This is a genomic window from Rhodococcus spelaei, assembly GCF_006704125.1.
In the GTDB taxonomy this organism is placed as follows: Bacteria; Actinomycetota; Actinomycetes; order Mycobacteriales; family Mycobacteriaceae; genus Rhodococcus_G; species Rhodococcus_G spelaei.
On the sequence record NZ_VIGH01000007.1, the window covers coordinates 327,618 to 335,231 of the forward strand.

Below are 7,614 nucleotides of genomic sequence, written 5' to 3' on the forward strand. Positions count from 1 at the left end.
GCAGCGCTCAGTACAGGGCGGACGCCAGTTTGCGCCTGGCCGCGACGACCACCGCGTCGGCCGGGTCGAAGAGCTCGAACAGCTCGAGCAACCGGGTGCGCACCGCGGTGCGGTCGTCGCCCGCGTAGCGCCGGATCGCCTCGACGAGCAGTCCGAATGCCTCCTCGGGCTGCTGCGTGTAGAGCAGGGCGTCGGCGGCGTCGAGTTGGGCCTCGACGTTCGTCGGCTCCGCGGACGCGGTCGCGACCGCGTCGGGCGCGACGGTCTGCACGCGGGCGAGGAAGCGCACCTGCCGGATCGCGGCCTGCGCCTGCACGTTGGTCGGCTCGGCGTCGAGGATCGCCTGGTAACCGGCCTCGGCGCCCGCGAGGTCACCCTCCGCGAGGGCGTCCTCGGCCGCGACGAAACGGGGATCCTCCGGCTCGGGCTCGGACTCGCTTCCCTCGACCGGCGGCGGTCCGGACAGCTTGCCCTCGGTCGCGGCGAGCACCGCGTCCACCCACTGACCGAGCTGCTCGACGCCGCCGTCGAAGTCCGCGAGCGGTCGACCGGCCGCGACCGCGATCACCGCGGGAACCACCTGCACCTGGAAGGCCTGGGCGATCCGGGGGCTCACGTCCAGGTCCACCTTGGCCAGCACCCAGGAACCGCCCTGGGCGCTCGCCAGGTCGTCGAGGGTCGCGGAGAACGCAGCGCTCGCCGGCATCGAGCCCGCGAACAGCTCGACGACCACCGGGACCTGCATGGATCGTTCGAGAACCTCCGCCTCGAAGTTCGCCTCGGTGACCTCCACGATCGGGGCGAGCCCACCGGCGGGCGCGGCCGGGCCGCCTGAGGGGGTCGCTGCCGGGGGCTGCGGACTGTCCTTGAATCCGGACAGGTCCACTGCCCCGGACATGGCGGCGGCCATCGCGGCGGACGGACGTGCGGGCTGGCGAGATCCGGGTCGAGTCACACCTGACATTTTGGCACGCACGACGGGCGGGCACCTCCGCTCACCCCCGGCCGCCCCCGCCCGGACAGCACTGTGCCCGGCGAACCGTCACGATTCGCCGGGCACAGTGGGGGGACGGGAAGGGGTCAGGCCCTGCTGAGAGCCGGATCGGCGGCGGGGGCCGCGGTGCCGGGTGCGGAGAGTTCGCCGAGCTTTCCGGTGCGCACGGCCCAGCGCTCGAACACCACCGAACCGAACGGGGGCACGCTCGACACCAGCGCCCAGAAGGTGGTCGTCAGGTTCCACTTCAGCGATCGCGCGGTCAGCAGCGCGATGATCACGAACGGGATGAACGCCGCGACACCGTGCACCATTCCGGGAATCTTGACGGCCTCCTCGTGGCCGAGGACCCACTTGAAGAACATCGCCACGAGCAGGGCTGCCCAGGTCACGGCCTCCCAGAAGGCGACAAGGCGGAACCGCTTCGCGGGCGTGGACACGTCGAGAAACTTGGGCATGCGCTCCATTGTGCCCGACCACCGGGCGCCGCAGACTGTGATCTACGACGCCCTGTAGTCGCGACTTACGTGTCGGCGACTACTGCTTCGGCACCCGGATGATCAACGCATCACCCTGCCCGCCACCACCACACAACGCCGCCGCGCCCACACCACCGCCACGACGACCAAGCTCCAACGCCAGATGCAACGCAATCCGCGCACCCGACATCCCCAACGGATGCCCGATCGCGATCGCCCCACCGTTCACGTTCACCTTCGACGCATCGAGGCCGAGCTCCACGGTCGAGGCGATCCCCACAGCCGCGAACGCCTCGTTGATCTCCACCAGATCCAGATCCCTCGGATCGATACCCTCACGCGCACACGCCTTCGCGATCGCCCGCGCCGGCTGCGACTGCAACGTCGAATCCGGCCCGGCCACCACACCGTGCGCACCGATCTCCGCGATCCAGCTCAGGCCCAGCTCCTGCGCCTTCGCCTTGCTCATCACCACGACCGCGGCGGCGCCGTCCGAGATCTGCGACGCCGACCCGGCGGTGACGGTCCCGTCCTTGGAGAACGCGGGACGCAGCTTGCCCAGCGACTCGACGGTGGTGTCGGCGCGGATGCCCTCGTCCTGCGCGAACACCACCGGCTCGCCCTTGCGCTGCGGAATCGACACCGGCACCACCTCCGCGTCGAACAGCCCGTCCTTCCACGCCCGCGCCGCATTCTGATGCGACGCCGCCGAGAACGCGTCCTGCTCCTGACGACTGATCCGCTGACCCTCACCCTGATTGGCCTGCTCGGTCAGATTGCCCATCGGCTGATCGGTGAAGATGTCATGCAACCCGTCGTACGCCATGTGATCACGCAACGTCACATCCCCGTACTTGAAACCCTCCCGCGACTTCTCGAGCATGTGCGGCGCCCGCGACATCGACTCCTGACCACCGGCCACCACCACGTCGAACTCACCCGCCCGGATCAGCTGATCCGCCAACGCGATCGCGTCGATCCCCGACAGACACACCTTGTTGATCGACAACGCGGGCACATCCATCGGAATACCGGCGGCGACCGCCGCCTGACGGGCCGGCATCTGCCCCGCACCCGCAGTGAGCACCTGACCCATGATCACGTACTGCACCTGCTCCGGCGCCACCCCCGCCTTCTCCAACGCACCCGCGATCGCGACACCACCGAGGTCCGACCCCGAGAAATCCTTGAGCGATCCGAGCAGCCGACCCACAGGGGTACGGGCTCCGGCGACGATGACAGAACTGCTCACGACTTCCTCCAACGATCAACTGCGACGGGATCGGCTCGGCGGGCAGCGACCGAAGTCACATCCCGTCGAGGGCCTACAAAGACGGTAGCGCTACCGTCAGTGCCATGACACATTCCGCCCCCAGCGCAGCGACTTCTCCCCTGGCCTCCGAGCTCGTCACGGCCATCGACCACGTCGGTATCGCGGTCCCCGACCTCGACGCCGCGATCGCGTGGTACGGCGAGCACCTCGGCCTGGTCTCGACCCACGAAGAGGTCAACGAGGAGCAGGGCGTGCGCGAGGCGATGCTGGCCGTGCCGGGCAGCCCGGAGGGTGCCACCATGATCCAGCTGCTCGCACCGCTCAACGAGAACTCCACGATTGCCAAGTTCATCGACCGCAGCGGTCCCGGCCTGCAGCAGCTCGCCTACCGCGTCACCGACCTGGACGAGATCTCCGCACGCCTGCGTGCGGGCGGCGTCCGGTTGCTCTACGACGCCCCGCGTCGTGGCACCGCCGACTCCCGGATCAACTTCCTGCACCCGAAGGACGCCGGCGGCGTACTCGTGGAGCTGGTCGAACCGGCCGCGAATCCGTCACACTGACTCGAAGAGCATCGCCCCCGACATCCCAGCCACGGTAGGTTATTGACCATGTCCAACGAGCACGACCGCGGTCCCGTCCCCCTGCCCTTCAACATTGTTCGTAAGGGCTACGACAAGGACGAGGTACGCAACTTCTTCGATCGCTTCGACGCGGAGCTCCGCGTCACCGCGACCGACCGCGATGCCGCCGCGGCGCAGGCCCGCGACCTGGCGCACCAGCTCGAGGACGCCCGTGACGAGATCGACGACCTGCGCAAGGACGTCGACCGACTGTCGGTGCCCCCGACCACCGCGGAGGGCATGAGCGAGCGCATCTCCCGGATGCTCCGGCTGGCCTCCGACGAGGCCTCCGAGGTGCGGGCCAAGGCCCAGGCGGAGTCCGCCGAGATGGTCTCGATCGCCGAGCAGGACGCGACCGCCCTGCGCGGCAAGTACGAGGCGAAGCTGGCCGAGCTCGCGGACCGTCGGTCGGCGATGGAGACCGAGCACGAGCAGACGATGGCCAGCGCGCGCACCGAGGCTGCCCGGACGGTCGAGTCCGCGCAGGCCGAGGCCGCACGGCTCGAGGCCGAGTCCGACGCCAAGCGCGCGCGGATCCAGCAGGACTTCGAGATCACCATGACCGAGCGGCGGACCACGGTCGTCGCCGCGGTCGAGGAACTCGAGTCCTCCAGCAAGGCCGAGGCCGAGCGCCGGCTCACCGACGCGACCAACGAGGCCCGTCGACGCCTGCAGACCGCGACCGAGCAGGCCGAGAAGCGAATCGCGCACGCCAAGGAACTCGCCGAGGAACTCCGGGTGCTGCGCGGCCGAGTGTTGGCTCAGCTCTTGGGAATTCGCGGTCAGCTGGACTCGGTGCCCGCCATGCTCGCGTCCGTCAACCGAGAGGGTGAGCTGCTCGACGGCGTTCCCTCCAAGAGCGACGCGCAGGACGCGGATTCCGACGCGTCAGACGATGACGCCTCGCAGAAGTCGGTCACGACCAGCGTCGGGTGATCCCCCGCGATCCGCGACCGTTCCAACATCCGGTGTGCCAGTGCCGGCGGTCCTCGGCCCCGCCGAGATCATCCGCCGGCCAGGCCACCAGGTGTGCGACCCCAGGCCGGATCTCGTGGTCGCAGCCCGGGCAGCGGTAGGTCTTGGTCGCCCGCGCCCCCGGTACCTGCCGCACCAGGAATCGCTCGCCGTCGTAACCGGCCGGCCCCGACTCCACCCGCGGCTGATTCAGTCCGACGGGGGCGGGCCCGCCGGAGGGGCGGTGCTGATTGCGGCGAGGCATGACGTCCACTTTATCCGCGGTCGACAAGCTCTCTCAGAACAGCCGGAACTCAGTGCTCTCGATCCCGCGCAGCGCCTCGTAATCGAGGGTCAGGCAACGAATTCCACGATCCTCCGCCAGCGTCTTCGCCTGCGGCTTGATCTGCTGCGCGGCGAACACGCCACGCACCGGCGCGATCAGCGGGTCCCGGTTGAGCAGTTCGAGATACCGGGTCAGCTGCTCGACGCCGTCGATCTCACCCCGACGCTTGATCTCCACCGCCACCGAAGCGCCGTCGGCGTCACGGCACATCAGGTCGACCGGACCGATGGCCGTCATGTACTCGCGGCGCACCAGGCTGTAACCGGCGCCGAGGGTCTCCACGTGTTCGGCCAGCAGTTCCTGCAGGTGCGCTTCGACACCGTCCTTGATCAGACCCGGGTCGATGCCGAGCTCGTGTGAGGAGTCGTGCTCGACCTCGTGGATGGTGATCCGCAGTTCCTCGCCGGCCTTGTTCGTCACCACCCACAGCTGAGTGCCCTCGTCACCGTCGTTCTCGACGAGCCAGCAGGGCGGGCTCATCCAGTTCAAGGGCTTGTACGCACGGTCGTCGGCGTGCACGCTCACCGAGCCGTCGGACTTGACCAGCAGGAGCCTGCGCGCCTTCGGCAGATGTGCGGTGAGACGGCCGACGTAGTCGACATGGCAGCTGGCAATCACGAGGCGCACGCGCACCACCCTAGAGCACACAGACCCCGACACCACCGTTGCACCAACTAGTCTGGGGCGACCATGCAGATTCCCGGACTCGCCGACGCCCCACTCGGTTCGCGACTGCTCGGCGGCGAGAACGAGAGCAGTGGACGCCGCCGGATCCGGGTACAGGTACTGCTGACCGCGAGCCTGGTGTTGTCCAACCTCATCGGCGCGGTCATGGTCGGCGCGCTGATCACCGTGGTCATCCCCGGCCCCGACCTGCTCACCCGGGAGTACCTGTTCGTCAATGCTGTGATCGGTCCCGTGTACGTGGGCCTTGCGATCGCCGTCGGCGTTCTCTGGGGCACGCTGCGGGCGGTCAGGGGCCTGCGGTGGGCGATCGACGGCAAGGCGCCGACCCGCCGCGAGGCCACCACCGCGCTGACGATGCCGTGGCGGCTGACCCAGATACAGGCAGTCCTGTGGACGGGTGGGCTCGTCGTCTTCACTCTCAGCTACGGGCTGATCGGGCCGGAGACGATTCCCAAGGTGGCCTTCACCGTCGCACTGTCCGGGGTCACGGTGTGCGCGTTCAGCTATCTGTTCAGCGAGTTCGCGCTGCGCCCGGCAGCGGCCCGCGCCCTCGAGGCGGGCGACCCGAGGCGGTACCGCCTCGCCGGTGTCACCGGTCGCAACCTGCTGGCCTGGTTGCTGGGGACCGGCGTACCGGTGATCGGCCTGATGCTTATCGCGATCTTCAGCCTGGTGCGCTACGACGTCGACAGCAATCAGCTCGCCGTCATCATCCTCGTCCTTGGGGCGATCACCCTCCTGTTCGGGCTGTCGCTGACGCTGCTGGGCATCGGCGCCACGGTCGCGCCGATCCGCTCGGTGACCCGGGCGATGGCGAAGGTCGAGGTCGGCGACCTCGACGGTCCGGTCGCGGTGTACGACGGGACCGAACTCGGCGAGCTGCAGAGTGGCTTCAACCGGATGGCCGAAGGGCTACGTGAACGCCAACGCATCCAGGACCTGTTCGGCCGGCACGTCGGGCACGAGGTCGCCGCGGCCGCCATCGCACGCAATCCCGAACTGGGCGGCGAGGAACGCGATATCGCAGTCTTCTTCATCGATCTGATCGGTTCCACCGAGCTCGCCGCGACCCGGCCACCCCGGGAAGTGGTCGACCTGTTGAATCGGTTCTTCGACGTCGTGGTGGACGAGGTGGACCGGCACGCGGGGTTCGTCAACAAGTTCGAGGGGGACGCTGCCCTCGCCATCTTCGGCGCCCCGGCGGAGATCCCCGACCCCGCGGGCAACGCCCTTGCCGCCGCGCGACGCATCCGGGCCCGGCTGCTGGTCGAGGTGCCCGACTGTGATGCCGCGATCGGCGTCGCTGCCGGCACCGCGGTCGCGGGAAACATCGGCGCACGAGAACGCTTCGAGTACACCGTGATCGGAGATCCGGTCAACGAGGCCGCGCGGCTGTCCGAGCTCGCGAAAACAGTTCCCGGAGCCCTGGTCGCCTCCGATCGAGCCGTGGCCGCCGCCGATCCCTGGGAGTCACAGCAGTGGACGCTCGGTGACGCGGTGGTGCTACGCGGCCGCGCTGCCGCCACCCGGCTGGCAACCCCTGTCGGTGCGTGATGGTAGATGTGGGGCATGAGTGTGACAGTCGACGAGTTCCTCACGATGCTGGGCACGTTGCCCGAGACCACGCAGACCGACACCGGGAACTGGATCTCGCTCAAGGTCGGCGGTAAGGGATTCGGCTTCGTCTGGGAGAAGACCCAGACGGTGGGCCTCAAGGCGACCCTCGACGAGCAGATCGCGCTCGTCGCCGAACGTCCCGAGGTGTTCGAGGTTCAGTTCACCGCCGGCCAGTTCGGGTGGGTGGTGGTCCACCTGCCGAAGATCGAATCCGACGAACTGCTGGAACTGGTCACCGAGGCCTGGGCTCTGACCGCACCGAAGCGACTCGTCAGCGCACACGAGTTCGGGAGCCTCTACGACGAGTAGCCGTCCGGTGGGCAGTGGTTCCGACTTCCCAGCAGGCACCAGAAGAACCAGCATTATCGCAATGGCGGGTGTCGGACTCGGGCCATCGCCATCGCCATCGCCATCGCCATCGCCATCGGGAAGTGGACAGGGATGGGCAGTCCCTGGAAATGCGAAATGCCCCGCACCACACCCTCTTACGAGACTGTAGTGCGAGGCATTCGCAATTTATGTTCGGCGGTGTCCTACTCTCCCACACCCTGTCGAGTGCAGTACCATCGGCGCTGGAGGGCTTAGCTTCCGGGTTCGGAATGGGACCGGGCGTTTCCCCTCCGCTATGGCCGCCGTAACTC

The 7,614-nt window shown here is 68.5% G+C and carries 9 protein-coding genes and 1 rRNA gene; 4 read left to right on the top strand and 6 right to left on the bottom strand.

Going from position 1 to position 7,614, the window contains the following annotated elements; genetic code table 11:
- Positions 1–7: 7 nt before the first annotated feature.
- From FK531_RS16935 to FK531_RS16945, 3 genes are all read right to left on the bottom strand, one after another.
- The gene (locus FK531_RS16935) at positions 8–898 is read right to left on the bottom strand and encodes a tetratricopeptide repeat protein (protein ID WP_142101431.1); all 891 of its coding nucleotides are present in this window, start codon (positions 896–898) and stop codon (positions 8–10) included.
- Positions 899–1,080: 182 nt separating this feature from the next.
- Entirely contained in the window at positions 1,081–1,452 is a 372-nt protein-coding gene (locus tag FK531_RS16940) for a DUF3817 domain-containing protein (RefSeq protein ID WP_142101353.1), read from the bottom strand.
- Positions 1,453–1,531: 79 nt separating this feature from the next.
- Positions 1,532–2,725: an acetyl-CoA C-acetyltransferase gene (locus FK531_RS16945; protein ID WP_142101355.1), complete on the bottom strand. Its 1,194-nt coding sequence runs from the start codon at positions 2,723–2,725 to the stop codon at positions 1,532–1,534.
- A gap of 104 nt (positions 2,726–2,829) precedes the next feature.
- Here FK531_RS16945 and mce point away from each other — a divergent pair, with 104 nt between their 5' ends.
- Both mce and FK531_RS16955 read left to right on the top strand, forming a co-directional pair.
- Entirely contained in the window at positions 2,830–3,309 is a 480-nt protein-coding gene (gene mce / locus FK531_RS16950) for a methylmalonyl-CoA epimerase (protein WP_142101357.1), read from the top strand.
- Between the two features lie 48 nt (positions 3,310–3,357).
- Positions 3,358–4,305, top strand: coding sequence for a coiled-coil domain-containing protein (locus FK531_RS16955; RefSeq protein WP_142101359.1), 948 nt, complete (start codon positions 3,358–3,360; stop codon positions 4,303–4,305).
- On the opposite strand, the gene FK531_RS16960 is transcribed toward FK531_RS16955, so the two are convergent.
- On the bottom strand, positions 4,286–4,588 hold the full coding sequence (locus FK531_RS16960; protein WP_181762995.1) for an Rv1322 family protein: 303 nt from the start codon (positions 4,586–4,588) through the stop codon (positions 4,286–4,288). The genes FK531_RS16955 and FK531_RS16960 overlap by 20 nt on opposite strands.
- Before the next feature lie 33 nt (positions 4,589–4,621).
- Positions 4,622–5,296, bottom strand: a complete 675-nt coding sequence (gene nucS / locus FK531_RS16965) for an endonuclease NucS (protein ID WP_142101361.1) — start codon at positions 5,294–5,296, stop codon at positions 4,622–4,624.
- 63 nt (positions 5,297–5,359) lie between these two features.
- On the opposite strand from nucS, the gene FK531_RS16970 reads away from it, so the two are divergent.
- Positions 5,360–6,910, top strand: a complete 1,551-nt coding sequence (locus FK531_RS16970; RefSeq protein WP_142101363.1) for an adenylate/guanylate cyclase domain-containing protein — start codon at positions 5,360–5,362, stop codon at positions 6,908–6,910.
- Positions 6,911–6,925: 15 nt separating this feature from the next.
- The gene (locus tag FK531_RS16975; RefSeq protein WP_181762996.1) at positions 6,926–7,282 is read left to right on the top strand and encodes an MmcQ/YjbR family DNA-binding protein; all 357 of its coding nucleotides are present in this window, start codon (positions 6,926–6,928) and stop codon (positions 7,280–7,282) included.
- Between the two features lie 211 nt (positions 7,283–7,493).
- Here the strand turns inward: FK531_RS16975 and rrf are convergent.
- A 5S ribosomal RNA gene (gene rrf / locus FK531_RS16980) occupies positions 7,494–7,610 on the bottom strand.
- Positions 7,611–7,614 lie beyond the last annotated feature (4 nt).